The following is a 25,056-nucleotide window of genomic DNA, read 5'->3' as shown; positions in this document are numbered from 1 at the left end:
AATTTCATGGACGAAGACTATTTATTAATAAAAAAGTAATTAAATCAAAAGGATTGGGAAAAATAGTGGTTTTTTTGTGCTCTAATCTTATATATTTTAATAAAAAATTAAAAATAAAGGTCTTATTTTTTAATTTTTCTAGTATAATACCTCGCTGTTTTTTCAGACTTAATACTTTGCACTTGTGAAAGGTTGATATTACTCATAATTCAGAATAGTAGGGTAATTTTGCGTCCTATTTTGGGATTTTCTTAAATGCTGTACAGCGTTCAGTTTGGTCTAAAAAGAACAAAAAAAGTACTTTTTATTTTTTTAATAAAAACGAAAATTAGGTGTTCTTAATATTTCGTTAAGAATCATTGTGTAAACTTACGATCGAACAGCCTAAAATTGTTTATAATTTAATCAAGTTGTAGCCGCCGAGAGCACCATGGAAGCTTCTATGGAATAGATGGTGGCTGCTATCTAAGGGAGAATTAGTCATGTTAATTTTGACTCGGCGTATTGGTGAAACTTTAATCATTGGTGACGATGTAAACATCACTGTCTTGGGTGTAAAAGGAAATCAGGTGCGCCTCGGTATTAATGCACCGAAAGATGTATCTGTACACCGTGAAGAAATATACTTACGTATCCAACAAGAAAAAGAGTCAACTGATAGCGAAGAAGCTGTATAACCCAGATTTTATTGCAGTCGTCCTGTCCCGAGTACAAATGGAGTTGTTCGCTTGGGACAACCTCTTTCCCCCCTCTAAATTGCACTTAACGATGTATCCCCAGACGATAGATAATGAATAATTCCTTGTTCGTCTTTTAGTCCTAGTTGCCCTAGTTCATTAATGCCGCAAGCATATCCCTGAATAGAGCCCGTTGGCTGAGAAACGGTGATGAATTTACCTGCTAGATAATCAACTTCATGCCATTCGTCATGAAATTTTGCAAAACCTAGTTCCAAAAATTGCTCCATATACACGTGCAATCGATAAATTAAGTTGGCTAATAATAGGTTGCGATCATGTTTTTTCCCGGTTATTTCGTATAAAGAACACCAAGGCTTATCCGGTAAAGGTTGCTTATGAGTAGGGGTATTTACATTCATGCCAATGCCAATAATAACCTGAGCATTGCCATGAGTCTCTGCCATAATTTCTATCAAAATGCCGCACAGTTTTTTATCATGCCATAGCAAATCATTAGGCCATTTTAATTGGATGTCTTCTTTAATCTGACTATCCTTTAAGCTGGTAAGAATAGCTAAGGCTACAACCAGGCTAAGACCTGATAGTTGCGATAGACAGCAATTAAGCTCCCAACGACTAGAGCAGTAGATATTTTCACCAAAAGGAGAAACCCAATGTCTTCCAAACCGACCTTTTCCCTGCGTTTGCATTTCAGCACAACAAATATCTAAATTATGCGTATTAGGCAAGCTTTTCAAAAACTGATTGGTAGAATCTATTGTTGTAAACAAGTGAAAATTAATGGGTGATGTGAAATGGTAAACGGCAAGATAGTGACGAATGGCTGGCTCATTTAACAATTGCATGGAAGAGGTGAGTTGATACCCTTGCTGAGGCAAACGTTTAATTGGTAATCCCATCTCAATCAGTTGGCGAATATGTTTCCATATGGCCGTGCGGGAAACACCTAATTGCTCACCTAAGACACTCCCACTATAACAACCGCCATCAGCCAGCTGTTGGATTAATTTTAATTGAATAGGGCTAATTTGCTTCATAGAAAAAATATTCGAATACAGATTAAGCGTGGAATTATAAAATGAATGTTGAGCCCATATTGGCTCAACATTCTCAGATCTTCAAGAAATTTAAGCACGGCGAAGCGCAAAAGCAAGGAAAATATAGGTCCAACCATCAACAATTAATTCAACAGCGATAAATAAACCTATTATCCATAACCCACTTAGAGGCCAGTGCATTAAAATCATCACACCAAGAGCAATAGCGACAATACCAGCAAGCAATAACCAGCCCCATCCTGATGATCCTCGAAGCATAATAGCCATAAAGAAACGACTTAAACCGATGATGATTAATACACTTGCCAGTAGGGCGGTGATTAATGCGGAGGCCAGAAATGGATCATAAATGATAAGACATCCGCCAATGATATACAGCATGGCAATAAACGCATGCCAAGTTACAGCTCTCCAGTGCCTGGATTTAAAAACATCCACAATTTGTAAAAATCCGCCGATGATTAACAAAATACCTAAAAAAAGCATGCTGGCAAGTGTTAACCCAACGACCATCCCAAGGCCAATGCCTCCAAGGATGACAAATAATATTCCTAAAGCCAGTAGCCAACCCCAACTCCGTTTAAGCTCACGTGGCTCTTCTAATAGCACGGTAGTCATAAAACATCCTTATTAAGTTATTTATCCCAAATAAAGCATAAACAAAATTAAGGCTTCCTGCATCCCATTATCAAATTTTTCAGATCAAAGAAAAGGAAAAAGAGCGTTTCTGACCTTTTTCTCCCAAATTATGGATATCTTGAATAGGGGTTAAAGCAGAGCTTTTATCTTTATACCATCGTTGTTCATCCCAACGTAAATAATGGATGGGTTCATAGCCTAATGCTCTTAAAAGAGGCACCCCTTTCTCTCGTAGCTTGTCCTTCTCTTCTTCAAATATTTCACTGCAACGTAGAATGTAGAAAGGGTTATTAGGTACTGCTTTCATTGCTGCTCTAAAATAAGGATTACAGTTTTCATTCAAACCAAAGAACTTAATCAGATCTCCGTATAGAAAATTAGCTTTACCTAAAATTAATTTTAATTCTTTATCACTGGTGTCATTACACAAATCGATGATTTTTCGCAATAGTTGGGCAGTGTTACGAATGTTATCACTATGCTTGTCATTGTGTTCTGCTAATTTTGTATGTGATTCTGCATCAATTGCGAGAGGGGATATCGTGTAAATTAGGTAATCGACTTGCCGCATTAAACCAGTGACTAATACTTTTTGATGCAATTTTTTCTCGTTGCTTGCTACAGGCTTACACTGATTAAGCAAGTTAATAGCTTTAATAATTTGCTCAATCTGGCAAGTTTCAATTTCATGAGTGACAATGTCGTTGTTAATTAGCGACTCGGCATATAAACGCAGTTGCCTATAATGTTTTTCAGAACGATCATCGTTTTCATCCAATTCGAGCGCTTTTTTTATCAACCGAATTGCTTGAAGTATAGGTGTCTCAATCCCTATCCAGTTTTGCTGCTCCCGAAGTGCTACTGCAGCCTTTTCTTTGCTAAGGCTGAGATCTTCAAAATAGTCAGCTAACTTGACAAGATCATCAACGTAAATTTGGCAATCTTTTAACCCAGTAAATAATTGGTAGGCTTCCTCATATTTTTCTTCACTCACCAAAAGTCGCAGAGCTTGGGCCGGAAATTTTTGAGCAAAGCTAGGATAAAAAGTAGCTACAAATTTGATAGTCTTTAAATTCTCCGTATCAGCGGTTAAATACTGTTCAGAAAGAGCGGCTGCTAAGGGAGAGTCCTTCTTTATTAACGCCAGCACCTGCTCGTTGTTAAAGTGTTTTTTCACTAAAATTGCTGCCTCTGTGGTATCTTCTAACAACTCAATGAGAGGCAGGGCTGCTTTGAAATTTTTTCGCTCCAGATAAAATGCAATAAAAAATTGCTTATCCTGCAAACAAATATCTGGTGCAAATTGAATCGCTCTTGCAATCAGCGCCTCATTGTCTGCAGACAGATTAAGCACATAATTTAAAAATTTTGCGGCAAGACTGGTGTTCCTTCTTGATTTCACATGCTCAATACATTGTTTAGCTACTTCAAAGGCATATTTACTATTCTGTATGGAAACATAATTAGGTAGGGAAGACATGTTCTCAAGTTGACTTATGGTGCGTTGAATAAGCAAATCATTTTGCGGATCGAGTTTAGGAATCTCAGACCAAAGCTCCAGATTAGCCCAGGTATTGCCAAAGCTATATTCATCAGAGATTTTAGGTTGTCCTTCGGGAATAACAGAAGCTTGGACGTGGTCAGCATAAAATTTAATTAAATCGTTTTGAATCTTTTGGGTAACATCATTTTTTCGTGGACTAGAAAATTGTCTAATGAACTGTTCACTTACACCATGTCGTTGTAAAGAATGCAGCGCTCCTTGAGGGTATCCTTTTAGATAACCATAATAAGCGAATTTATATAACCCCAACTGAACTTTTTGCGTCTCACAATGGTTATTAAATCCTAGCCAACCTTTAAATGCTTCAAAAGCATACCTGAGTGTGCTTGCTGGCCGGATATTATAACCGTTGGCGTATAGATATTTGGCATTGGCCAAATGATAGATGGCTTCGGAATACTCGTGCTTATCGTCTTGGTAGAGTAAAACATCAGGATAATACCCCAAGTACCATCTTTTTTCTTCGGGTATTCTTTCTAGCAGGTCTTGATTAATACGGGGCATACGGACTCCAACTGCTGGCTAGGATCAATAATTTTTGATAAAAACGCTGTATACACTATTCAAATTGTGCAATTAATGGCGTAGAGTGATTTAAAAATGGGCGAATAGTACCATAAAGGTGATAAAAAAAACATGGAAGATGAGTGATGGGATTATAAAAAATCTAAAGGATTAACAACTCCGTACCGTATAATTTTAATTTGCGGATCACAACATAAAGCTGCACTGCAGGCTACTTTGGGCATAAAAGAAATCATTTGCCAATGCCTTTGGTGTTTATGATCGACAATTAAGGCATTTGTCGGCGGAGTGACGGGGACATCAAATTGTTGGGTAGGATAAGAAAGTCCTAATCCGCAGGCTTTAATTAGGGCTTCTTTTTGAGCCCAAAGATGGAAAAAAGCCAATGGTTCTAGATGCTTTGGCAATTTAGAAAAATGAACAAGCTCTTGTGGTGAAAATATATTTTTTGCCATCCCTTTATAAGGTCTGGACGAGAATAGCTCGAGATCAATGCCTAAGGGGAATGCTTGACCTATGGCCAATAAAGCCAATTCTCCTGAATGACTTAAATTAAATTCGAGATCAAAGGGATTTTTGACCCACGGTTTTCCGTGCTGGTTGTATACGAATGAGATTGACGCAGCCTCTTGCTTTAGATAGGCCCCTAGAATTGCGCGCAACATGGCACGAGCCACTGTAAAGCGGCGTTGGTGACGAGGAAAATAAAAGCGATTGGCACGTTTGCACTCTTCCTCGTTGAGCAGGGAGGTCGCTTGCAGAGGCAAATTAGCTAATGAGAATTCCCAAATGTCAACGCGTTCTTGTTGCAAAACATAATTGTTAGAGGGTATGGGTTGAAATAAGGCCATATAATATGCAGGAACGGTAGCGTCAAAAAGCAGTTACAGGTATCATAGCGTATGAAAATAAATTCGCCAAATGAGTAACAGATGAGTCGACAATTTTTGGATTTCGAGCAGCCTATTGAAGAATTGAATCAAAAAATTCAAGCACTACGTATGGTAGGCAATGATAATGAAGTTAATCTAAGTGAAGAAATCGCGCGCCTTGAAGCAAAATGCGAAGAATTAACTGCCAATATTTTTTCAAACCTAGAGCCTTGGCAGGTCGCCCAAATGGCACGTCATCCGTTGCGTCCTCAAACGACCGATTATATTGAAAATATTTTCACAGACTTTCAAGAGTTACACGGCGATAGGCATTATTCATCTGCTCCTGCCATTATTGGTGGTTTAGCACGATTAAATGGTGAGCCTGTTATAGTTTTAGGGCACCAAAAGGGTAAAAGAACCAAAGAAAAAGTATATCGTAATTTTGGAATGGCGCGACCTGAAGAGTATCGTAAAGCGTTGCGATTAATGAAAATGGCTGAAAAGTTTAAATTGCCGATATTTACCTTTATTGATACAGCTGGTGCATATCCCGGTATTGGGGCAGAGGAGCGTAATCAATCAGAAGCTATTGCACGAAATCTGCTGGAAATGGCTAAATTAAAGACCATCGTTATTTGTACCGTTACTGGTGAAGCTGGGTCTGGGGGCGCGCTTGCTATCGGGGTTGGCGATCGGGTATTGATGTTACAATACGGCATTTATTCGGTCATTTCTCCGGAGGGTTGTGCTTCTATCCTATGGAAGGATGCAGCTAAGGCTAGTGAGGCAGCCCGGGCTATGGGTATTACTGCCGATAGAATTATTGAGTCAGGTTTGGTTGATAGCGTTGTTCCTGAACCTTTAGGGGGAGCTCATCGAAATGTCACAGAGATGGCTATTCGGCTAAAAGAAATATTGATTGATGAGTTGCGTATCTTAAAAACTTTGTCTATAAATGAACTTTTGCAGGAACGTTACCAAAAATTTATGGCTATGGGGGCTTGTGACTAAGCCACTTCTAGATACCAAGTTTTTGCAGCAGCTTAAACGGTATGATCGTCTAATAATTGGTTACAGTGGAGGGCTAGACTCCACTGTTTTACTTCATAGTCTCTCCCTTCAATCTGAACTTACCCCCCAATTAACTGCAATACATATTAACCATGGTTTAAGTCCCAATGCTCTTGAGTGGCAAAAGCATTGTGAGCGATTTTGCGACAAGCTGCGTATCCCGTTAATTGTTAAACAAATCGATTTTAAGCGGAATGCCAATATTGAAGATGCTGCTAGACGGGCGAGATATGCTGCGTTTATGGAATTAATAGGCGTTAACGATTGTCTAATTCTTGCTCATCACATTAACGACCAAGCTGAGACGCTTTTACTACATCTTTTGCGTGGGACAGGAATTGACGGTTTGGCAGGAATGGCTGATACAAAAAAACTAGGTCAAGGTCAATTATTGCGTCCGTTGCTACATCTTTCTCGTGCTACTTTAGAATCCTATGCAAATAGCCATCAGTTGCTGTGGATTGATGACGAAAGTAATGAAGACATTGATTTTTCCCGAAACTATTTACGGCATCAAATTATACCCTTACTAGTTTCACGCTGGCCAAAGGCAATAAACAATTTTGCCCGTACCAGTGATCATTGCCAACAGGCTCAAGCCAATCTTGAGGATTTGGCAATAATTGATTGTCCGGATTTAAAAAGAATCCCAAATCAATTATCAATTAGCCAATTAACCAATTTAAGCAAAGCACGATTAGCCAATGTTTTGCGGGTATGGCTTAGGCACAATCAAATTAAGTTGCCACCAACAACAACATTTAATCGTTTAATTACAGAAATGGTTTATGCCAAAAAAGATGCAAATCCTCAGGTAATTTGGGAAGATGTTTGTGTTAGACGCTATCAGGAAAGGTTGTATTTGTTAAAAGAGTTTTCTCAAGAAGCATTAGTTACTTTTCAGTGGTCTTCCTTTCCTAAACCTTTGGATTTAGGAAGAGGTTTAGGTACTTTGTCTGCGAATCTTAGTGATGAAGGATTAAGTATTCCTGCTCAAAGTTCAATTGAAATACGTTTTCGTCAAGGTGGTGAAGTTTTTTGTTGGCATGGCCAAACAAAAGCATTAAAAAAATTATTTCAAGAGTGGAGGATTCCGCCTTGGTTGCGTGATCGTATTCCTCTAGTCTACATCAATCAGCAATTGGCTTGCATAGTAGGATATGCAATAAGCGATCGTTTTTATGTCTCTGCGCCAAAGAAAGCTTATCAAATGTCGATAGGTCACGGTTGATTGTTAATAAAAAGTTAATGGTTGTTAATTATTACCCATCTTTATTAATTAAAATTCAAAAAATATAATTATCCTATATGTGTAAAAAGGGTAATTATAATGATTTCAAAGCTTCGCATCTCATGGTTATTAACCTACATTTCAATTGCTTCATTTTCGGCAGCAATAATTACTCCTGCTTTACCACAAATACAAATGCAATTTGGTTTGTCCACTGGTGAAGTAGAATGGATAGTTTCTGCGTTTTTAGTAGGTTATGTTATTGGGCAACTTATTTATGGCCCTTTAGCGAATCGATTTGGCAGAGTATTGGCTTTACGTATCGGTTTAAGTATTAATCTGGTAGGTGTTCTGATTTGTTTGTTGGGACTGGCAGAGACAAACTTTGGGATTATTGTTTTAGGACGCCTAATTAGTGCCTTAGGGGCGGCAAGTGGTTTAGCATGCACCTATATGCTAATTAATGAATGGTTACCAGAATCGCAGCGGGCAACTGCAATGGCTTATAGTATTTTATCTTTTACAATGGGGATTGGACTGGCCGTTGCTTTTGGCGGGGTAATGACTGAGTATTGGCAATGGTCTTTATGCTTTTTAATCCTGCTAGTTCATGGGGTGGTTATGCTGTGGGGTACGTGCATGTTTAGCGAAACCCTACAAAACCCACAAGAAATTAACCTACGTGCAATTGTAGCCAATTACCGACGAGCTCTTTCTTGTGGAAAATTAATTGTGTTTTCTTTGGTAATTGGACTTTGCTCAGCAATAGGATACTGCTTTTCAGCAGCGGGTCCACAAATAGCAAATGACATTCTTCATATACGAATTGTGGATTATGGGTATTGGAATTTACTCAATATGTTGGGGATGTTAATTGGCGGTTTATGGGCAAAAATTTTAGTGAATCGCCTGCCGGCAAAGAAAGTGATTGTGATTGGTTTGGCCGGGTGTATTGCGGGCATTGGAAGTCTAACGGGAATGTTGTATTACCATTCTTTTTCAGCAAGCTGGTTTTTCTTAAGCACTATGAATTTTTACATCTTTAGTGGTTTATTATTTGCAGCGGGTTCTTTAGTTGCCTCTAACGCAATTGCAGATAAAGCAAGTGGCTCGGCAATGATGAGTTTTATTAATATGTTCAGCGCCACATTAGCGGTAATCTTGATGGGCTATATGAGTACTAATCCATTAAAAGCTTATGTGGAAGTTCTAATAGGTATGTGGATTTTGGTGGTGGGTTTATTGTTGGTGCAACATTGCACCAACAAAGTTGAAGTGATGTCTTATGAGGTCTAGCCTATCAGCATTCAGGGTGATTAACAGCCAAACCACCCATCGAAGTTTCCTTGTAAATACTTTGCATATCTTTACCCGTATCTTTCATCGTACGAATCACTTTATCCAAAGAGATTTGATGTTGACCATCACCAATTAAAGCCATACGCGAAGCATTAACCGCTTTAACAGCACCCATAGCATTTCGTTCAATGCAAGGGATTTGCACTAAGCCCATTACCGGGTCGCAAGTCATGCCAAGATGATGTTCCATAGCAATTTCAGCGGCATTTTCGATTTGTTCAATTGTGCCCCCTAATACCGCTGTAAGTCCTGCTGCGGCCATTGAAGAAGCAACACCAACTTCACCCTGACAACCCACTTCAGCCCCAGAAATAGAAGCACCTTCTTTATAAAGAATCCCAATGGCTGCTGCGGTTAGAAAATAAGTGTAGATGTCCTCTTTGCTCCAACGATCATGAGCTTCCTGACAGTATCTAAGAACCGCAGGAATAATACCAGCAGCACCATTAGTTGGCGCTGTCACAATCCGTCCGCCAGCCGCGTTTTCTTCATTGACAGCCATGGCAAACAGATTGAGTTTGTTCATGATGTCAGATTGCTCAAAAACACTGGGCACCCCTTTATGCTCTATCAGCTTTTTATATAGATCAGGTGCACGTCGTTTAAGATTTAATCCGCCAGGTAAATTACCAGGATGATGGCAACCATTTTCAATACATTCGTCCATTACCTTGGCAATGGCAAGAATACCGTCATGAATAGCATCGGCTGTTTTCCACGTTAACTCATTAGCCATCATAAGCTCGGCAATCGTCATCTTATTTTTGTGGCATAGTGTCAAAAGTTGGCGAGCAGTTATGAAGGGATAGGGTGGAGGACTATTGACACTCGATGCGTGATCAAAGTCTTCTTCTGTCGTTATAAAGCCACCACCAATTGAATAATAGACTTGAGCGAGTAGCATATTGCCTTGTTTATCATAAGCAGTAAACCGCATCCCATTACTATGTTTAGGGAGGAGCTCTTTTTGCAAGAATAAAAAATCAGAATTTTCAGAAAACGGAATCGTTTTTTCCCCCGCCAAACGGAGTTCTTTAGAAGCAATAATTTCTTGCATCCGAGGCACCATGCTTTCGGGGATGACTGTTTCTGGAGCCTTTCCTTCTAATCCATTCAAAATGGCTTTATCAGTGCCATGACCTTTGCCGGTTAAAGCGAGAGAACCATAAAGTTCTATCTTGAGTCGCTCAGTCTTATCAAAATGTTTTCCTTTAATTAATAAATCTAAAAAAGCGTTAGCTGCAAGCATTGGTCCTACCGTGTGAGAGCTTGAAGGGCCAATGCCTATGGAAAACAAATCAAATATGCTAATACTCATTCTAAGAACTCAGTGGTTTAAATAATGTCAATTTTAGAAGGAAACTTACACACAAACAATAAGAATGTAGCCTTAATACTAAAAGAATAGCCAAAAAATTGATTTTGCTTAAGGCTTGACTAGTAATTTTAATTAAATTTAGGCAGAATGGTTGGGCATTTTTGCAAGTTCTATTCTGACCAAAGACAAAAGGGGAATTGTTTATGAAGATGAGACTGGTCGCTGCAGCTGTCATAGGTTTGACAATGTCAACGGCAATCGTTGCTGCCGATGCATCAGCTACTGCCACACCTGCACCTGCAACATCTGCTACACCTACAACATCATTAAATAGTGACATGGATAAGCTGTCTTACAGTATTGGCGCTGATTTAGGTAAAAACTTTAAAAAGCAAGGTATTGATATCAATCCTTCAGCAATGGCCAAAGGTTTGCAAGATGGTATGAGCGGTGGGCAATTGTTATTGACAGAACAGCAAATGAAAGATGTATTGAATAAATTTCAAAAAGATTTGATGGCAAAGCGTACTGCTGAATTCAGCAAGAAAGCTGACGAAAATAAAGCTAAAGGTGAAGCCTTTTTAAATCAGAATAAAGCAAAAGAAGGTGTTGTTAGTTTACCAAGTGGTTTGCAATATAAAATAATTCAAAAGGGTGATGGTGCTAAACCTTCTAAAGAGGACACTGTTACCGTTGAATACACTGGTACACTGATTGATGGCCAAGTTTTTGACAGTACCGATAAAGCTGGTAAACCAGCCACTTTCAAGGTATCACAAGTGATTCCTGGGTGGACTGAAGCACTACAACTGATGCCAGCTGGCTCAACTTGGGAAGTTTATGTTCCTGCGGATTTAGCTTATGGTCCTCGCAGTGTAGGTGGTCCTATTGGTCCAAATGAAACATTAATTTTTAAAATTCATTTGATCTCTGTAAAAAAATCTGACGCTTAATTAAAAGCCGGTGCTCCTGATACATGTCGGGAGCATTAATTTTATTGAATTCTTAATCTTGCTTGCTCCAGTTCCATTCTATTTCAAAAAAATTATCATGATTTCCAGGGCGTGCTTACATTTCGCGATTTCTCAGTAAGTAACATTAAGAATTTAATTGATTAGAATTATATGAATAAACGTTTATTAATTATTTTTTTACTGGGATTTTCCTCAGGACTCCCGTTGGCATTGCTAAGTGGAACCTTACAAGCTTGGTATGCTGATGTAGGGATGTCTGTGTTGGCAACGGGAATGTTAAGTTTAATCAGCTTACCCTATGCATACCGGATTGCTTGGGGCCCTTTACTCGATCGATATTCTCTCTTGCCTATTGGAAGAAGACGAAGCTGGATGCTTGTTATGCAGATTGCTTTGCTAGTGGGTTTTAATGCCATGGCTTGGTTTTCACCGAAAACTTCTCCTGAAATTATGGCCATTCTGGCCTTTTCCCTCGCTTGTTTTTCAGCTACTCAAGATGTAGCCATTGATGCGCATCGTGTAGAGTATCTTTCTACAAGGGAGCACGGGTTAGGGGCTTCTGTGGCTGTTTTTGGCTATCGGTTGGCTCTTCTTATCGCTGGAGGTTTAGCACTGGTTATTGCTAAACATTTTGGTTGGGCATTTACTTACCGTTTAATGGGTATTCTCATGGTGGCTGGCATTATTGCTACCTTATGGAGTTCTGAGCCTACTACTCAATTAACAACTAGTACGAGTTTTGTTAGCTCGTTTATTGCCCCCGTTAAAGATCTGTTAACTCGGCGTGGTGTTATCCCATTATTGTTTTTTATTTTGTTCTACAAGTTAGGAGAGGCATTCACTGCTACAACAAGCGGCATAGTCATGCCATTTTTAATTCAAGGGGTGGGATTTTCCCTTGATACAATTGGTTACGTAAACAAGATGATTGGCATTAGTTCCATTCTTTTAGGCGGTTTGGCTGCAGGAATGATTTTAATGCGTTGGTCCTTGTTTAGCGCTTTGTTAGCATTTGGTTTATTACAGGCAGCAACAAATATTTTGTTTATCTTATTAGCAATTATGGGAAAAAACTTGGCATTGTTTGCCACAGCCGTTATTTGTGATAACTTTGCAGCCGGTATGGGGTCAACAGCATTGGTTGCACTATTTATGCGGTTGGTCAATAAGTCATTTACGGGAACCCAATTTTCCTTATTGGTTGCTGTCTCAGCATTGCCGCGAATTTTCTCAGGCCCTTTGGCCGCGATGTTGCAGATGTGGCTCGGATGGATAGGCCTCTATCAATTATCATTTATCCTGGCTTTAGGTTTTGTTCCTTTCCTTTTGATGATAAGGGAACAGACTAAAATTCCTGATGAATTTAATTTTGAGAAGCGTGAAAGTGTGAGAGTGGTGTAGCACCTGTCCCTTATTTAATAAGCTCAGCATCAGAGCAATTCAAAATTGACCTGCTGGAGCTGTTGTCTTAAAGATAGATATCACTAATATCAATGGGGTTATAGGCATTCCACATCTTGACAATTAAGTCGTCTAAATACGTTGGGAAGGGATGATATCCAGGAGCGTAATTATTTTCCAAGATTAATTGTGCAGCTAAATTATGAGCATAAAAGATTGGATCAATAAAATGAAGTAAAGTGGGGTGCTTTAAAGAAAAGTTAATCGGCATCCCTGAGAACAGTATCTGATTATTATTAAATCCGGAACCTATTTCGTCGCTTGCCCCCATATTAGCAATGAGTGATTGTGGACAATCTTCTGCAGTTAAATAGTGGGATAATGCTTGTGGTTCGCCGGTTGCTGTAACCAAGCAGAACGCTTCTTTGGCGCGTTCTTTGATCATACTAATTTGGGAAGCATGAAGTACTTTGACACCAAGCTCTTCTGCTTTTCGCAATTGTTCCTTAGATTTATCAACGACAGTAATATAGGGTGTTTCTCGTCGCAAATATTTTACAATTCCACGTCCTACTTTGCCAAAGCCAAATACCATGAAATGTTGCTCACTAATTGATTGCCTGGATTGCTCCTTAATGGCTCTCACAAAGGATTCGCCGGTGCCATACATGCCTTCTAATTTTTTTAAGTTAGATTCATCAACACTAATGACTGGGAATGGTGTCGTCATTTGCTTGTAGAGCTCACCACCGCTTTGAGTTAATTCAACAATACCCCTTCTAATCTTTACATTAGGCATGTTAACTACTTCGGCACAACAATCTAAAGCAATATCGAATTCTCCTTTGATTTCATTGTGCTTTTCTATGTATGTAAGTCCTAATTTATTTAAAAAAGTTACAATATTAGTTGCAGGTGATTTTTCTAAAAATTGAGTGTGCGTCACAGTTAAATTTGCACCTGCAGCTAATAATGACTCTAGTTTTACCAAGGTTTCATAGGTTAAAGGGATATTGTGCAATAATTTAATTCCAGCCAAAGGTTTGCTTTTAATCCATTGATTTCGCAAATCATTGAGGAGTTGCGCACGAGAGTTTGGGAATATTTCTAAATTATGCTGAGTTAATGAAGAAAGAGCATCATTGTTTGGCATTGTTATATATCCTTATTAACAGTTTTTAAATGACTCAGAGTTATTAGAAGGACGATGTAGAAAAAGAACTTTAGGAAGATATCATAATGAATTTTGGTACCGAGGGTGGGACTCGAACCCACACGGTGTCACCACCACCGGATTTTGAATCCGGCGCGTCTACCAATTCCGCCACCCCGGCATAGGCGGCCATTATAACAAAGAAATGCTGTGATACAATGGGAAATCTAAAATTATTTGCTACGCTTGTGAATGTATTGCCTTTGAATGAGTTTTTTTATAAAAATTAAACAATAACTAATCAATTAAGTGCAAATCATGAAAAAAATAATACTGGTAAATATGGCAGGTCTGCTCTTGTTCACATTAACAAGCAAGGCTGCAATGTTATCCTGCCCTGATCCTGACACAACTTCATTAAAATGGGGAGTAATCCCTAAACCATGGATTGAAAATCCTTATTCGCCCAATCGTGTGCAAGGTGAAGATGGGACTCGTTTTGTTAGAGCCAACATCATGGTTGCTGGTATGGGACGAGGGGTAGTATGTGCTTATAGTAATTCCTTAGGACTTTATTCAATTTGGTGGCCAGTAAGAGTCAAAATTCCGGCTCGGACTGACTATAATTGGATCGATACCTATGGTGGTTTTGTTTGTACGCAATCACTCACAGACTGTATTTTTAGCATTGCCACGGATTAATAAGATATTGCTTGGTTGCAAGCATTCTTCTATCCCTAAATATATTCTACCTGGTAAATAAGAATAACTATGATAAGGTTAGGAGCAAAATAAACAGATAATCTGGAATAATGGATGTTAGTGAAGCAGGGACGAAACTTATTTTATGTTTTGATTATTCTATCTGTGAATCTGGCAAATGTTATTGCACAAACCTATGATAATCCCTGTACGGGGTCTCCACAGGTACTCGTATTGACCGATCGTGGAGGAAATGTTGACAGTCCTTGCTCTCTCCCATTGAAAACAGCGTTTTTAGAGGGGGGCTACCAATATCAAACCCTTAAGCCCTCTGGTTGGCAGCAAACTTTTCCACAAGGTGAGTTTCGAATTGGGTTGCCAGGACACAATGAGATTGGATTGTTTTTGTCTAATTATAATCGTATCAATGAGGCTCCTTTTTCTGGCTATTCACCCTTTAGTTTTGATTTTAAACATCCATTCAGTTATGGCCAAAATTGGATATTTACAGGAAGTGGAACCGTCATATTTCCGGGTGGAAGTTCTGCTTTTGGTAGTGAAAGCTTAGGTATAGCTATAAGTGGTATTGGCATCTATGCTTTTAACGAGCAATGGAGTGCTACCGCGATGCTTGAGGGAGGCTCGTTTACTAATCCTACTTTGGAAGGTGGAGGGCGTTATACGTCATTACTACCCGACGTATTAATCAGCTATGCGCCTATTGAAAAGATAAGTCTTTATGCTGAAATCTATGGTCAATCACAAACAGGACCTCATGAGAGCGGCGCGGTAATTGTGGATTGTGGTTTTATCTATATGCTTAAGTCCATGATGGCGCTAGATTTTGGAGTGTATCAACAACTTACTAATAATCCTAATCAATACAATAATAGTGTCATTGCTGGAATCACATTAGTACTTTAAGGGCAATAACTCGCTTAAAAAACTGCTGGGTACCAATGGTAAGATCAAAAAAAATGTTTGTTGTGTTATAATTGCCCTGTTTTTAATTTCTGCCAAAATTCAAGGGTCATGATGTTTCATCTTGAGAGTCAGTTAGCATATCCAAGCCAAGTAACGGATTATCTTTTATTAAGTGGCGTGGATAGTGTAAAGGATGGAGGGATATTTGAACACGAAGGAATTACTCATGTAGTGAGTATTATGCAGAATGCACCCGAACTGCCCCCCCTCATTAAACAACTGATTATCCCAATTCCTGACTCCAGAAACGAAAATATCCTACCCTATTTAAAAGATGTCTTTGCTTTTATAGAAGAAGCAAAGCAAAACAACTCAAAAATTTTAATTCATTGTGAAAAAGGAATGTCTCGTTCAGCTAGTTTTGTTATTGCTTGGCTTTTATATGAAGCACATCAATGGGGCCATAAAGTCAGTTATGAAAATACGTTGAATTTACTTCGCAGCATCCGAGGTGTAGTCGCTCCAAATTCCGGATTTGCAAAATTACTTAAAGACTATAGTAACGAACTTAACGACAAACTCTATTCGCTGGAAAAATTAAGCTTTGATTTACAAGTCATGATTGCTCGTGAATTTCCCCCTTTAGATTTATATAAATTAGGAGGAGTCTCAACTTTTTTTAAAAAATTTGTTTCCACCAAAGTTGACTCTTTATGGAAAGCACATCTGCAACGTGATTTTAAAGAATTAGGTGCCGATGATTTAAATTTTTTGACTAGTCAAGGATGTTTACTCAAAGAGATTTATAAAAGTTGTTATCTAGCAAAAAATGCCAAATTACCTAAATTCAACTTGCCGGTTTTAGTTGGTTTCTTAGGTCAGGAAAAACTTGTGAAAGCTTTTCAAAAATGCCACAACAGTGATCAAAATGCTCTTGGGGACCTCTTTTTAGGTTGTGCTTACTCAGATCACTTGGCTTTAGTGGAAGAGTTATTGCCTACTCTTGACTCAACGATGAGGCAACGGATTTTATTTTACGCGACTGCTGCAGATAATGAAGTTCTACTAAGAGCCATGGATGCAAATTTTCCAAATTTGAATTGGCATGAAAAAAATGCTCAAGGAAATAACTTGTTGTTCATTGCAGCGTATTATGGCTCATTCAATGCTTTTCGCTTTTTATTTGAACAAAAGGGAGTGGATGGGATGGGGAAGAATAATGCAGGAGCTAATTTATTAGAGTCGCTATCGTTCTCAACTAATTGTGAGCTTGCGCAATACATGAAAGATAATTTACGACAACTGAATCCCTATGAGAAAAATAATTCCTCATTAACACCATACCAAATGGCTAAGCGAAGAGAGAACAAAGTCATCCTAGACATTTATGATGATTGGTTAACACTGGAAGATTATTATTGCCCAATTTACTAACTTAAGTTAGGAGTTAGGTTTGGAGAATCATTCTCAAAAATTTGTTCCTTACTCATTTCATAGCTTTGTCCGGTTTCTCTTGAAAAAATGAAGCCTTTATTTTTAGCCGAGTAGGTCACGGTAACCATGGCTGATTTTTCTGTGCTTGGCGAGTCAAGTCTCGCATTCTCCCAAAAATCTGCATCCATGGAATAATCGAATTTAGTAAGCTTACTTAGCCTAATTGTAAAACGGTCAGGTAACATTTTTGCCTCATGCAAGCCATGTAAGCCACTCAGAAATTGACTTAACGTAGGTGTATAGTGACCACTACAGTTATCAATAATCAAAGTAACTTCTTGCTTTTCTTCATTCCACTGGTAGTCTATCCAACCTGCTGATTGGGTTTCTTTTCCAGCTTTAAATTGTGAATGCACTGTTGGATTGCCAATGTATAGAGCGCCATTCTTACCAATGGCATACATATAAAACTTCTTGGGAACTGCCGCATCATTTTTATCGTAAAGCCAGCGATTATTTTCATTAGCCTTGATCTTGTGTTGCTTTCTCATTTCTTTATCAAAGAATGAATAGAGTGAAAAAAGACCTTGTGTATAGAAAGCATCTTCAGCAGCCTTATCGGAGCTGACTGTTGCCAGATTATGTTGACGGCTGTTAACTCGTGTACGCATGATAGGACCCACAAATTGAATGACGGTTTTTTCCTAACCTAATTGTCCTGTTATTTTTCAATGTATCGTATAATGCTTAAGGAAGTATTAAATTTGTGGGACATTTAAAAATACCTCAGTTTTATTAGTGTTTAGCTAATAAGGTTTCAATTTCTTGACGAATCTTTTTAAAAGAAGCCATTGGTAAATATTGTTTCAGCACATTTCCCTGAGTGTCGATTAGTATTTTTGTAAAATTCCAAGGAACAAACTTCAACGGCCGCTTTTTGATGTTTTGTAAAATGTAATCATATAAAGGAGCTTGATTAGCGCCTTTAACATCCAATTTTGCAAATAATGGGAAGGTTACTCGATAGCAGCTTTCTGCAAAGGTTTTAATTTCTTCGTGAGTTCCAGGTTCCTGATGAAAAAATTGATTACAAGGAAATCCTAGAATACTAAAGCCTTGCTTTTTATAATCTTGTTGAAGTGCTTCTAATTCAGCGTATTGAGGAGTAAAACCGCAGCGACTTGCGACATTGACAATAAGCATCACCTGACCTTGATAGGATTGCAAATTAGTCTGGGTGCCATCCATTTTCTCAACATGCACTTCATAAATTGAGTGGTATTCCTTTTTCAATTTTGTACTCCTTTAACCTATAAGTTTCTGAATTAGCCTCGATCCTCAGTGATATTAATCATCATTTCCAGTGCTTTTTTAGCGTTATCAATAATCCATTGTTGGTCTGTCTCACTAAGTCGTTGCCGCGAGCCAGTAAATTCATTGACCAAATCTCCTGCTCTGACTTCGTTATAAACCATTGTTTTGCCTTGTCTTAAAAGATCAAGCAAAGCAACCAGATGAGGAGGATCATTTCGTGACATGGTCGCACACCCGCAGCCCATTCCTTTCTCATGATCTTTTTTAGGAGCTTCAGCGAGATTCACTACCTCAATGCCAAGATGTTTACAATGCTGTTTCACATTTTCAACCATGTGATTTTCGGTACCAATCGCATATTTTTTGCTACCAGCTTTGTCATTGACTACATAATCCCAAATAAAGGCTGTGGAGCCAGAATGTTGTGCGACGCGGATAACGTCATTACGGCATTCAGGATGAACAACTGTTGCATAACCTAAACTATGCCAATACTCACACATTTCTGGCTGGTAATGAGTATGCACTGCGCACTCACTTGAGAATAAAATGAGTTCTGCCTTATCAAATTGGTCTAAGGTTTTTTTGTCTTGATCAGGTAAAGAATATTGTGCGCCTGCGGTACCACCTGGCCAATAAGCCAGATTTTTTATACCCATCCAATAGGCAATATTTTCTCCCATATGTCTATCAGGAATGAATAATATTTTTTTATTTTGACGACGAGCCCATTCAAAAATTTTTTTGACATTTGAGCTAGTACATACGGCACCTCCTTGTGCACCGGTCATTGCTTTAACTCGTCCGGAGGTATTCATGTAACAGACGGGTAAGATATTTTCAGGGCCGTATCTTTCGTTAAGATCTAAAAAAGCAGGCTCCACCATAAAATCCTTCGCTAACATTTCCATGGTGCATCCTGATTTAGGATTGGTAATGTACACGTGTTGATGTTGATTCGCGAGAATAGCAATAGACTCTGCCATGAAATGCACTGCTGATTCGATAATGACAGATTTTTCAGGATGATTGGCAGCCATCAAGGCTAATTGGTAGGAGTCGCCAATTTGTCCACCAAACTGCTCAACAAGCCTAACAATGTCTCCTCCCATATAATAATGAGCAAGCAAGAGTAATTTGTCACCAAAATGTGCTTGTGCTTTTTTGAGATAGGGAGTCATCCAAGACAAAACAGTAGTTAATTTACGATCAGGTAGCGCAAGGTATTCTTCTGCATAAGGGATAAAATCTTCCTGATACCAATCTAGTGGGTAATCACTCTGGCAAATACTCATGTCATTAGTGATACGCATGAGCGTTTTTTCAGGTTGATAAATGGAATGACTTTTAAACATCCAGGCACCTTAAATTAAGTAAAAGGGTTTTGCGGTGAGGTTAATCTAGCAATACTTTCCTCTGCTTTTGCATTCTTATGGGGAAAGTCTTCACGATAATGTCCCCCACGTGATTCCCTTCGTGATAGTGCTGCTTTGACAATCAATTCCGCATTCAATACGATATTTCGTAGTTCAATAAAATCACGAGTAATACAGTGTTTCCAATAATACTCTTCAATGATTTTTTTTCGTTTCATAATTAATTGTAGTAGATCTTGTAAGCCCGCTTCAGTGCGCACAATACCCGCATAAGAAGTCATTTCACCTCTTAATCCGCGCCAATGGGCATTGATTTGACTCGCTCTTCGGGGATTGACTTCCCCAGGTGAACTCCAATTAGGAATAGTCTCGATGACTTTAGCTGGAGTCGTGATATCTTTAAGAGTACATCTGGCCGCATTACTGGCCATGACAAGTGCTTCTAATAACGAATTGCTCGCTAAGCGATTGGCGCCATGCAAACCTGTAAAGGCGACTTCGCCTATCGCATACAGACGTTTTAGATCAGTACGGCCATCGACATCCGTTAAAACCCCCCCACATTGATAATGCGCTGCAGGAACGACAGGGATCATGTCTTGGCTCATATCAATGCCAATATTTAGTAGGGTTTTATAAATCTGGGGAAAACGTTTTTGCAAAAATGATTTAGATTGATGTCTAATGTCTAAATATACAAAGCCTTGCTGGCCTTGCTCTATCTCACTAAAAATAGAGCGGGCAACCACGTCACGAGTGGCTAATTCCATTGATTCTGGCGCATAGCGCTGCATGAATCGCTCGTTTGTTTCAGGATTTACTAATAAACCACCTTCACCACGGACCGCTTCAGAGATTAAAAAATTATTCAATGAATGATGGTGCAATAGGGTAGGGTGAAATTGATAAAACTCCATGTTACCTACTCGAGCTCCTGCACGATAGGCCATCGCTACACCATCACCAGTAGCAATCATAGGGTTGGTCGTATAACGATAGGTTTTACCAGCTCCACCAGTGGCAAGAATCACACAACGAGCAACAAACGTATGGATGCGATTTTTCTCACAGTCTAATACATAGGCACCAAGAACCTCACCCTGGATATCTGTGCGGTGGGGATGATAGTGGGTAATTAAATTAACAGCCACGTGATGCTCAAAAAATGTTATTTGCGGGTGCTGTTTAGCTGTTTCTAAAAGTGTCTGGGTTACAGTTAAGCCAGTTTGATCACCAGTATTAAAAATTCGACGATGAGAGTGTCCGCCTTCTTGAGCCAGGGCAAAATCGCCACTTGTTTGCTTAGTAAAATTAATAGGATAACTCAGTAAATCTTGTATGGCTTCAGGTGCTTGGCGAATGATAAATTCGACTGCCGGTCGATAACATAATCCATCGCCGGCCTGTAAGGTATCTGCAATATGGGATTCTTGCGAGTCATCTTTAGCAACGGCTGCCGCTATCCCACCTTGTGCGTAGCGACTGTTGCACTCAGTACTTTCAGCTTTGCTAACTAAAGCAATTTTTACGTGCGGCTGCATTTTGAGTAGTTGCAGGCAATAATTAAGGCCTGCCAAACCTGTCCCTAATACTAGAACGTCAAACTCTTTAGCTTGTCCTTGTTGGTCTAATGTGGTCATGAAAATGCTTTTACCAGTTGTGCGGCTAAGCCGGTGTATTTTTCTGGTGTTAATTCAATCAATTGATTTTTCACTTCTTCTGGAACAGCAAGTGATTTAATAAAGGTTTTTAAACTCTTTTCGTCAATACCTTGCCCGCGGGTAAGATTTTTTAGCTGTTCATAGGCATTAGGCACATTATAACGACGCATGATAGTCTGAATTGCCTCAGCTAATACTTCCCAATTGGCGTCCAGATCTGCCTTTAAAGCAATTTTATTAATTTGTAACTTGTCATTTCCTTTGGCAATAGCTTGAAACGCTATCAGTGTATAGGCAAAAGCAACACCTATATTGCGCAAGACAGTTGAGTCCGATAAATCTCGTTGCATACGTGATTGGGTAAGTTTATTCGCAAAATGATTAAATAGGGCATTAGCCAAACCAAGATTACCCTCAGCATTTTCAAAATCAATGGGGTTTACTTTATGAGGCATTGTTGACGAGCCAACTTCTTCGGCGACCGTTTTTTGCTTAAAATAATTGAGTGAAATGTAAGTCCAAATATCACGAGTATAATCAAGTAGGATGTTATTAATACGAGTCATAATGTGCGAGACCTCAGCGATTCCATCATGTGGCTCTATTTGCGTCGTGTAGGCACTGAACGATAGTCCTAATGAGCTAACAAAATTTGCACAATGTTTACGCCAATCAACCTCGGGATAGGCAATAACATGAGCATTGTAATTGCCTACAGCACCGTTGCATTTCGCGGGTATAAGTACCTCTGCCAATTGTTGTTGTGGACGCTTCAAACGTGCAACAAAATTTACGAGCTCTTTCCCAACTGTCGTCGGCGTTGCAGGTTGACCATGAGTTCTTGACAACATCGCAATATCTCCATGCTGTTTACCTAGCATGGTAATGCTACCGATAATTTCGGCAAGTGTGGGTTGAATGACCTGGGCAATCGCCTCTTTGATCATCAAGGCATAGGCTAAATTATTAATATCTTCCGAGGTACAAGCAAAATGGATAAAGGCAGTGTATTTGCGCAGACTTTCAAATTGCTCTAGCTTTTCTTGCAAATAATACTCAACAGCTTTGACATCGTGGTTGGTCTTTTTTTCGTAATCTTTGACTTTTTCAGCTTCTGCCTCATTAAAATTTACCAATATTTCAGCCAAATAAACTTTTGCATTATTATCGAGCTGCGGTACTTCAGCAATTTCCTTATTGGCAGCCAATGTCTCAAGCCAGCGAATTTCAACCATCAAACGGTAATAAGTGAGAGCAAACTCACTAAAATAGGGACTTAGAATGGTAGTTTTTTTTAAGTAACGTCCATCGATAGGTGAGATAGCATTTAATGGAGATAATGTCATGGTGAATCGCCGCAATCATAAAGCGCATATGATATTAGATGCAGCCGCAGATGTGAACCAAAACTATCGCGAAATGGAGATTTAATGTGCTAATAGACCCTGCGGCTTGGCCGCAGGATAAGTATTTATAAAATTATGCTTATGGAAAAGTCGGGGATGCATGCTGATTTGCATCCGGTTGCGTGTCTACAGGAGCAACTGTGTCGCCAAAAAATGTTTGGCCTAATGTTGCTCTGATTTCCGATATTACCACAGGAGCGGAAGGAATATTTCTAGGGTCAAGCACTGATAATTCCTTGCGAATAGTAGCGGTTAGCTCTCGTAGTTCATGAGAATCTTTAAGCTCTTTATAAGGGAAAACATGATACTTGGTTTTACAACCATTAAAGTCAGCAGGATTATCAACTTCATCTCGAAACAGTGGGTGAGCGTTATTGTGTAGGGTTAGCCATGGTGTGAGATTTTTGTCAAAGTCAGTAATCTTGGTGGTTCCAGGAACAACTTTCCATTTGGGGGGGCTAAGCTCATTTGGTTGGGGTTTATACTCATAAAACTTAACAATTAAACAGGGGGTTTTCATCTCTGTATAAGTAAGCTCATCTTGAACGAGCTCATAGTCAAGACATCCTTCTTCAGAACGCGGTGCACTCATTGCTTGCTCAAGAGTTGTCAACCGCTCTAGCAAGTCAGTGTATCTGTCAAGGGTTGCTTGTAGAGCGACAATACCTTTAAGCGACTGCAATTCTACAGGTGTTAACGGGGTAAATACAACGGCATTTTTTTCTTTCGGTCCAAATAAGTCAGGTACTTTACTACCACTCCGGGGAACGTCCTCTCCAAATTGACTAAAATCGATATCGTCAGTCCTGAGGTTGTTAAGACCTTCTTCATTCAGTGTGCGGTTTCTATTTAAGGCGTTAATGCCTCTTTGTAACGTACGACTAAAGGGAAGATAGGCGATGAGGGCTTGTTTAAACACATGATAGAACAACCCTTCATTATACCCTTCAGTTGCACCTAAACGTGCACTACTAAATATATCTTTTATGCTTTCCACAGCTAAAGCAATCAATACTGCAACAGTAGCAGGAGGAACTATGATAAGTAGACCAAGGTTAGTCAGTACTGCTGATAGTATAGCTATAGGTAGTTTGTTTTCTTCAGTCTTATCGTAGAATAAGGATCCAACCAGTGCGGGAATGATGGTTAAAACTAACCCGGCTATAAACACGATACCCATTGCGAGAAGAAAATTAACAAATAAAGATTTAAGAGGGTATAAAATTATACCCAGTAGAAAACCACTGAGTTTATTAAGAGTTCGAAGCATAAAGGTACCTTAAGTTAAAACTACCAGAGGCAGCACGGCTTGGTTTTAAAAAAGGACTTTATGTTAACAAAATACACAGAAAAGGTAAACAGAGAGATTAAAGTTTGTGTCTAATTTAATAAAAACAGTATATTTTCGCTAATGCATAAAGATATCATGATTTGCTATAATCCATGACGAACAAATTAAGAACATACTGAATAATGTCTGAAAATCAACTTCATTCCTCACCGCTGGGACAAAAAACTGTCTACATCGAGACTTATAATAACTCGCTTCTTTTCCCTATTTCTCGTCAGCCAAAACGTGACGCAGTAGGAATTTATGAGCAATCTCTGCCGTTTCACGGTTATGATTTGTGGACGGCTTTTGAGTTGTCATGGCTTAATGAAAAAGGTAAGCCTGTGGTTGCTGTTGCTGATATCATCATCCCTTGCGATTCGCCAAATTTAATTGAATCGAAGTCGTTTAAATTGTATTTAAATTCATTTAATAATACGCATTTCAGCTCCAAGGAAATAGTACAAAAAACGCTGGTTCATGACTTGAGTAAAGTTGTGGGTCGAGAGGTAAGTGTTGCGATTTACTATCCCACGAGCTTTGATAATTCTCAAATTGGCCGTTTGGAAGGATTCTGTTTGGATGATTTGGATATCAATTGCTCTGAATATCGAGTTAATTCAACATTGTTAAAGACTGTCGATGAAGAGGTACAAAATATTACCCTTTATAGTCATTTATTAAAATCGAATTGCCCGGTAACAGGCCAACCTGATTGGGGGTCTGTTGTTATTAAATACAGCGGGCTTCGTATTGATAATGAGACTTTACTGCAGTATTTGGTTTCATTTCGTAATCATAATGAATTTCATGAGCAATGCGTTGAGCGTATTTTCATGGATCTTATGAAGTATTGTCATCCGGCTAAGTTGACCGTTTATGCACGTTATACTCGAAGAGGCGGATTGGATATCAATCCTATTCGTTCTAATGAAATGATTGAGCCTCCTACAAATACACGTTTATATCGACAATAATTTGGCTTGTCTCAAAGATGGACTCCGCGGTCTCAAGACGCTAAGAGTATTTAATAAGAAATC

At 39.0% G+C, this 25,056-nt stretch carries 22 protein-coding genes and 1 tRNA gene; 10 read left to right on the top strand and 13 right to left on the bottom strand.

What is annotated here, in order from left to right; all coding sequences use genetic code 11:
- Positions 1-482: 482 nt before the first annotated feature.
- Positions 483-677: a carbon storage regulator CsrA gene (gene csrA / locus Lbru_RS09645; RefSeq protein ID WP_045105668.1), complete on the top strand. Its 195-nt coding sequence runs from the start codon at positions 483-485 to the stop codon at positions 675-677.
- Between the two features lie 74 nt (positions 678-751).
- Here the strand turns inward: csrA and Lbru_RS09640 are convergent, their stop codons facing one another.
- The 4 genes from Lbru_RS09640 to Lbru_RS09625 form a co-directional block, all read right to left on the bottom strand.
- Entirely contained in the window at positions 752-1,738 is a 987-nt protein-coding gene (locus tag Lbru_RS09640) for a biotin--[acetyl-CoA-carboxylase] ligase (RefSeq protein ID WP_058441926.1), read from the bottom strand.
- 90 nt (positions 1,739-1,828) lie between these two features.
- Positions 1,829-2,377, bottom strand: coding sequence for an HdeD family acid-resistance protein (locus tag Lbru_RS09635; RefSeq protein WP_058441925.1), 549 nt, complete (start codon positions 2,375-2,377; stop codon positions 1,829-1,831).
- A 79-nt stretch (positions 2,378-2,456) separates the two neighbouring features.
- The gene (locus Lbru_RS09630; protein ID WP_058441924.1) at positions 2,457-4,466 is read right to left on the bottom strand and encodes a hypothetical protein; all 2,010 of its coding nucleotides are present in this window, start codon (positions 4,464-4,466) and stop codon (positions 2,457-2,459) included.
- Positions 4,467-4,618: 152 nt separating this feature from the next.
- Positions 4,619-5,338: a 4'-phosphopantetheinyl transferase family protein gene (locus tag Lbru_RS09625; RefSeq protein ID WP_058441923.1), complete on the bottom strand. Its 720-nt coding sequence runs from the start codon at positions 5,336-5,338 to the stop codon at positions 4,619-4,621.
- Between the two features lie 81 nt (positions 5,339-5,419).
- Here Lbru_RS09625 and Lbru_RS09620 point away from each other — a divergent pair, with 81 nt between their 5' ends.
- From Lbru_RS09620 to Lbru_RS09610, 3 genes are all read left to right on the top strand, one after another.
- Positions 5,420-6,373, top strand: a complete 954-nt coding sequence (locus Lbru_RS09620) for an acetyl-CoA carboxylase carboxyltransferase subunit alpha (protein WP_058441922.1) — start codon at positions 5,420-5,422, stop codon at positions 6,371-6,373.
- Complete coding sequence (tilS, locus tag Lbru_RS09615) at positions 6,366-7,664, top strand: tRNA lysidine(34) synthetase TilS (protein WP_065235452.1); 1,299 nt, start codon at positions 6,366-6,368, stop codon at positions 7,662-7,664. Before Lbru_RS09620 ends, tilS begins: the two co-directional genes overlap by 8 nt.
- Positions 7,665-7,763: 99 nt before the next feature.
- A complete protein-coding gene (locus Lbru_RS09610) occupies positions 7,764-8,960 on the top strand; it encodes an MFS transporter (protein WP_058441920.1) in 1,197 nt (398 codons plus the stop codon).
- Positions 8,961-8,964: 4 nt separating this feature from the next.
- On the opposite strand, the gene Lbru_RS09605 is transcribed toward Lbru_RS09610, so the two are convergent.
- Complete coding sequence (locus tag Lbru_RS09605; protein WP_058441919.1) at positions 8,965-10,341, bottom strand: L-serine ammonia-lyase; 1,377 nt, start codon at positions 10,339-10,341, stop codon at positions 8,965-8,967.
- Between the two features lie 203 nt (positions 10,342-10,544).
- Here Lbru_RS09605 and Lbru_RS09600 point away from each other — a divergent pair, with 203 nt between their 5' ends.
- Together Lbru_RS09600 and Lbru_RS09595 are read left to right on the top strand one after the other, a co-directional pair.
- On the top strand, positions 10,545-11,294 hold the full coding sequence (locus Lbru_RS09600; protein WP_058441918.1) for a BamJ family beta-barrel-assembly machinery protein: 750 nt from the start codon (positions 10,545-10,547) through the stop codon (positions 11,292-11,294).
- Positions 11,295-11,465: 171 nt separating this feature from the next.
- Positions 11,466-12,716 carry an AmpG family muropeptide MFS transporter gene (locus Lbru_RS09595; protein WP_058441917.1) on the top strand — a complete coding sequence of 417 codons (1,251 nt, stop codon included), beginning with the start codon at positions 11,466-11,468 and terminating at the stop codon, positions 12,714-12,716.
- A gap of 67 nt (positions 12,717-12,783) precedes the next feature.
- Here Lbru_RS09595 and Lbru_RS09590 read toward each other — a convergent pair whose 3' ends face one another.
- Together Lbru_RS09590 and Lbru_RS09585 are read right to left on the bottom strand one after the other, a co-directional pair.
- Positions 12,784-13,869: an NAD-binding protein gene (locus Lbru_RS09590; protein ID WP_058441916.1), complete on the bottom strand. Its 1,086-nt coding sequence runs from the start codon at positions 13,867-13,869 to the stop codon at positions 12,784-12,786.
- Between the two features lie 94 nt (positions 13,870-13,963).
- Positions 13,964-14,050: transfer RNA gene (locus tag Lbru_RS09585), tRNA-Leu, on the bottom strand.
- Between the two features lie 161 nt (positions 14,051-14,211).
- Between Lbru_RS09585 and Lbru_RS09580 the strand changes: the two genes are divergently transcribed.
- From Lbru_RS09580 to Lbru_RS09570, 3 genes are all read left to right on the top strand, one after another.
- Entirely contained in the window at positions 14,212-14,571 is a 360-nt protein-coding gene (locus tag Lbru_RS09580) for a DUF3757 domain-containing protein (protein ID WP_131793446.1), read from the top strand.
- A gap of 114 nt (positions 14,572-14,685) precedes the next feature.
- On the top strand, positions 14,686-15,495 hold the full coding sequence (locus Lbru_RS09575) for a transporter (RefSeq protein ID WP_058441914.1): 810 nt from the start codon (positions 14,686-14,688) through the stop codon (positions 15,493-15,495).
- A 108-nt stretch (positions 15,496-15,603) separates the two neighbouring features.
- Positions 15,604-16,929: a dual specificity protein phosphatase family protein gene (locus Lbru_RS09570; RefSeq protein WP_083500886.1), complete on the top strand. Its 1,326-nt coding sequence runs from the start codon at positions 15,604-15,606 to the stop codon at positions 16,927-16,929.
- Here the strand turns inward: Lbru_RS09570 and Lbru_RS09565 are convergent.
- The 6 genes from Lbru_RS09565 to Lbru_RS09540 all read right to left on the bottom strand — a co-directional run bounded on the left by Lbru_RS09565 (position 16,926) and on the right by Lbru_RS09540 (position 23,956).
- Positions 16,926-17,600, bottom strand: coding sequence for a hypothetical protein (locus Lbru_RS09565; protein WP_058441912.1), 675 nt, complete (start codon positions 17,598-17,600; stop codon positions 16,926-16,928). The two genes, Lbru_RS09570 and Lbru_RS09565, sit on opposite strands and share 4 nt — an antisense overlap.
- A gap of 124 nt (positions 17,601-17,724) precedes the next feature.
- Positions 17,725-18,222 (bottom strand): glutathione peroxidase, encoded by a 498-nt coding sequence (locus tag Lbru_RS09560; RefSeq protein WP_083500885.1) that lies wholly within the window; start codon positions 18,220-18,222, stop codon positions 17,725-17,727.
- 32 nt (positions 18,223-18,254) lie between these two features.
- The gene (nadA, locus tag Lbru_RS09555) at positions 18,255-19,598 is read right to left on the bottom strand and encodes a quinolinate synthase NadA (protein ID WP_058441911.1); all 1,344 of its coding nucleotides are present in this window, start codon (positions 19,596-19,598) and stop codon (positions 18,255-18,257) included.
- Between the two features lie 14 nt (positions 19,599-19,612).
- Positions 19,613-21,259: an L-aspartate oxidase gene (nadB, locus tag Lbru_RS09550; protein WP_058441910.1), complete on the bottom strand. Its 1,647-nt coding sequence runs from the start codon at positions 21,257-21,259 to the stop codon at positions 19,613-19,615.
- A complete protein-coding gene (gene purB / locus Lbru_RS09545) occupies positions 21,256-22,626 on the bottom strand; it encodes an adenylosuccinate lyase (protein ID WP_058441909.1) in 1,371 nt (456 codons plus the stop codon). The genes nadB and purB overlap by 4 nt, the downstream gene beginning before the upstream one ends.
- A 139-nt stretch (positions 22,627-22,765) precedes the next feature.
- A complete protein-coding gene (locus tag Lbru_RS09540; protein ID WP_058441908.1) occupies positions 22,766-23,956 on the bottom strand; it encodes a hypothetical protein in 1,191 nt (396 codons plus the stop codon).
- A 203-nt stretch (positions 23,957-24,159) separates the two neighbouring features.
- On the opposite strand from Lbru_RS09540, the gene queF reads away from it, so the two are divergent.
- A complete protein-coding gene (queF, locus tag Lbru_RS09535) occupies positions 24,160-24,993 on the top strand; it encodes an NADPH-dependent 7-cyano-7-deazaguanine reductase QueF (protein WP_058441907.1) in 834 nt (277 codons plus the stop codon).
- The last annotated feature ends 63 nt before the right edge of the window (positions 24,994-25,056 follow it).

It is taken from the genome of Legionella brunensis, from assembly GCF_001467025.1.
Taxonomy (GTDB): Bacteria; Pseudomonadota; Gammaproteobacteria; order Legionellales; family Legionellaceae; genus Tatlockia; species Tatlockia brunensis.
Note: the sequence above shows the minus strand (reverse complement) of the source record. Positions and strands in the feature narration are given on the sequence as shown.